The sequence below is a fragment of the Zoogloea sp. genome, assembly GCF_041904905.1.
Taxonomy (GTDB): domain Bacteria; phylum Pseudomonadota; class Gammaproteobacteria; order Burkholderiales; family Rhodocyclaceae; genus Zoogloea.
On the sequence record NZ_JAYRMI010000123.1, the window covers coordinates 1 to 3,072 of the forward strand.

The following is a 3,072-nucleotide window of genomic DNA, read 5'->3' on the forward strand; positions in this document are numbered from 1 at the left end:
CCTCGAACACAAATTTACTCACACTCCCGGGGGCGGTGGGGCATGGATGGGGGGGGGAGGCGCTGTCGGGGCGACTTCGGTCGCCCGGCCTTGGTTTGCGGGGGCGTCGTTGCCTGGGGCGGGGTGGGTAGGCGGCTGAAGCCGCCCCTACGCAGGCCTGCTGGGGATTGCGGGCGCTTTGAATGTGCCGCGGGCCGGTTTTGGCCGGCCCGCGGGGTGATTTACTTCTTCAGTGCTTTCGCAAACGCGCTGGCAAGCGACCCGGCCATCGCCGGTTCGCGGTTCTGCTTGGCAAGCGCGGCGCGTTGGTTGCCGCGGGGGGCGTCGCGGCGTTCGCCGGCGGGGCGGCTGGCGGTGCCGGGCTGGTCGCCCATGCGCATGGTGAGCGCGATGCGCTTGCGGGGGAGGTCGACCTCCAGCACCTTCACCTTCACCACCTGGCCGGCCTTGACCACGCTGTGGGGGTCTTTCACGAAGCGGTCGGAGAGGGCGGAGACGTGCACGAGGCCGTCCTGGTGCACGCCGATGTCCACGAAGGCGCCAAAGTTGGTGACGTTGGTGACGACGCCTTCGAGGATCATGCCTTCGACGAGATCCTTCAGCTCTTCCACGCCTTCCTTGAAGCTGGCGGTCTTGAACTCGGGGCGCGGGTCGCGGCCGGGCTTGTCGAGTTCCTTCAGGATGTCCTGCACGGTGGGCAGGCCGAAGCGTTCGTCGGCGTAGCGCTCGGGCTTGAGCTGGCCGATGGTGCGGGAATCGCCCAGCAGTTCGCGCACGCCCTTCTGAATGTCGGCGAGGATGCGTTCGACCACCGGGTAGGCTTCGGGGTGGACGGCCGAGGCGTCGAGCGGGTTGGTGCCGCTTACGATGCGCAGGAAGCCGGCGGCCTGTTCGAAGGTCTTGGGCCCGAGGCGCGGCACGTCGAGCAGCGCGGCGCGGCTGGGGAAGGGGCCGTTGGCGTCGCGGTGGGCGACGATGTTGGCGGCGAGCGTGGGGTTGAGGCCGGAGATGCGGGTGAGCAGCGCGGCCGACGCCATGTTCACATCCACGCCCACGGCGTTCACGCAGTCTTCCACCACCGAATCCAGCGCGCGGGCGAGGCGGGTCTGGTTTACATCGTGCTGGTACTGGCCGACGCCGATGGATTTGGGGTCGATCTTGACCAGCTCGGCCAGCGGGTCTTGCAGGCGGCGGGCGATGGAGACGGCGCCGCGCAGGCTCACGTCGAGATCGGGGAATTCCTTGGCGGCAAGCTCGGACGCGGAATACACCGAGGCGCCGGCTTCCGACACCACGATCTTGGTCATGTGCAGCTCGGGGCGCAGCTTGATGAGGTCGGCGGCGAGCTTGTCGGTTTCGCGGCTGGCGGTGCCGTTGCCGATGGCGATGAGCGATACCTTGTGCTTCTCGCACAGGCGGGCCAGCGCGTGAAGGCTGCCGTCCCAGTCGCGGCGGGGTTCGTGGGGGTAGATCACGCCGGTGTCTACGAGCTTGCCGGTCTGGTCCACCACCGCCACCTTCACGCCGGTACGCAGGCCCGGGTCGAGGCCCAGGGTGGCGCGGGGGCCGGCGGGGGCGGCCAGCAGCAGATCCTTCAGGTTGCGGCCGAACACGCGGATGGCTTCTTCCTCGGCCTGCTCGCGCAGGTTGCCCAGGAGCTCAAGCTCCAGGTGCAGGGAGATCTTGACGCTCCAGGCCCAGCGCACGGTTTCGCGCAGCCAGAAATCCGCCGGGCGGCCCTGATCCTTGATGCCGAAGCGGCCGGCGATGCGCGCTTCGCAGGGGTTGGGGCCGGGGGCGGAGCCGTCGGTAGGGTCGGAATCCAGCGCCAGTTGCAGGCGCAGGAAGCCTTCGTTGCGGCCGCGGAAGAGGGCCAGCGCGCGGTGCGACGGCACGGTGGAGATGGCCTCGCGGAAGTCGAACCAGTCGCGGAACTTGGCGGCGTTGGGGTCGTTCTCCTTGTCGGCGATGACGGTGGAGGCCACCACGCCGTGATCGGCCAGATACTCGCGCAAGGCGCCCAGCAGCTCGGCGTCTTCGGCAAAGCGCTCCATCAAGATCTGGCGGGCGCCGTCGAGCACCGCGCGGGTGTCGGCAAAACCGGCTTCGGCGTTGATGTAATTGGCGGCCTCAAGCTCCGGCGTGAGGGTCGGGTCGGCCAGCAGGGCGTCGGCCAGCGGGGCGATGCCGGCTTCGCGGGCGATCTGGGCCTTGGTGCGGCGCTTCTGCTTGAAGGGCAGATAAAGGTCTTCGAGGCGCTGCTTGGTCTCGGCGTTCTCGATGGCATCGCGCAGGGCCGGGTCGAGCTTGCCCTGTTCGTCGATGCTGGCGATCACAGCGGCGCGGCGCTCCTCCAGTTCGCGCAGGTAGCCCAGGCGCTCTTCGAGGTTGCGCAGCTGGGTGTCGTCCAGGCCGCCGGTGACTTCCTTGCGGTAGCGGGCCACGAAGGGCACGGTCGCGCCTTCGTCCAGTAGCTGGACCGCCGCAGAAACCTGGCGGGGTTGTACACCTAACTCGGCGGCAATGCGTTGTTCGATCGGCAGAAGCATGGACGGTGACTGGCGTTGAAAAAGGGCGCATGGTGCAGAAACCCGGCCGCTGCCGCAAGTCCGTCCGCCCACAAGTTTCCGGTAGAATTCGCCGATCGTTCGTGCTGTGGGCAGCCCCCACCCGTGCACGCCCCGCCGGCCGTCGGTTTCGACGTGCCCGGCCTCGCAGGAGATATACACCCAATGAACCCCCTATTCGCTACGCTGGCAGCGGTGGCGTTCGGTCTGATGGTGGCAGGCGGCGATGCCTCTGCCGCGCCGCAGCCCGCGCACCCGGCCAAGGCAGCCAAGCCTGCCGCGTCCAAGCCGGCCCCCAAGCCGGTTGTCCAGAAATCCGCAGCCCAGAAGCCGGCTGCCCAGAAGGCGGCGCCCAAGGCCGTCGCGGCCCGTGCGCCGGCTGCCAGGCCGGTGGCGGCGAAGGCGACAGTGCCCGCCCGTGGCGCGCGTCCGGCGCCCGCGGTGGTGGCCAAGGCGGCGCCGGCCCGGGGCAGTGCGCGCCCGGCCCCGGTGGCGGTGCAGAAGA

The 3,072-nt window shown here is 69.4% G+C and carries 1 protein-coding gene and 1 pseudogene; one reads left to right on the forward strand and one right to left on the reverse strand.

Going from position 1 to position 3,072, the window contains the following annotated elements; translation table 11 throughout:
* Positions 1-221: 221 nt before the first annotated feature.
* Positions 222-2,549 carry a Tex family protein gene (locus ACE3N6_RS19015; RefSeq protein WP_374247394.1) on the reverse strand — a complete coding sequence of 776 codons (2,328 nt, stop codon included), beginning with the start codon at positions 2,547-2,549 and terminating at the stop codon, positions 222-224.
* Between the two features lie 183 nt (positions 2,550-2,732).
* Between ACE3N6_RS19015 and ACE3N6_RS19020 the strand changes: the two are divergent.
* Positions 2,733-3,072, forward strand: a pseudogene (locus ACE3N6_RS19020) (hypothetical protein); the annotation flags it as partial.